The sequence below is a fragment of the Roseateles chitinivorans genome (genome assembly GCF_002761755.1).
In the GTDB taxonomy this organism is placed as follows: domain Bacteria; phylum Pseudomonadota; class Gammaproteobacteria; order Burkholderiales; family Burkholderiaceae_C; genus Roseateles; species Roseateles chitinivorans.
On sequence record NZ_PEOG01000254.1, the window covers coordinates 1 to 407 of the forward strand.

General features: G+C 64.9%; 1 protein-coding gene. It reads left to right on the forward strand.

Features of this window, described 5'->3' with window-relative positions; translation table 11 throughout:
* The coding region (locus CS062_RS26050; protein WP_199174396.1) for an MCE family protein at positions 1-407 on the forward strand (407 nt) is incomplete at both ends.

The following is a 407-nucleotide window of genomic DNA, read 5'->3' on the forward strand; positions in this document are numbered from 1 at the left end:
AGGCACCGACACGGCGTCGCTCAACCAGTCGCTGGACACACTGTCGGCCACGATCGATCAACTCGCGCCCCAGCTGGGCCCGACCTTCGACGGTCTGAGCCGGCTGTCGCAGTCGATCAACGGCCGCAACGAGAGCCTCGCGAACCTGCTCAAGAGCGCGAGCGAGGTCACGGGCGTGCTGTCGCAGCGCAGTCAGCAGCTGAACACATTGATACTCAACGCCAATGACCTGCTGGGTGTGCTCAACGACCGCCGCGAGGCCATCGTCGACCTGATGGCCAACACGTCCGCGGTCGCCGAGCAACTCAGGGGCCTCGTGGCCGACAACGAGGCCGAACTGGCCCCGACACTGGAGCGGCTGAACCGGGTGACCGAGGTTTTGCAGAGCAACCGCGACAACATCAACA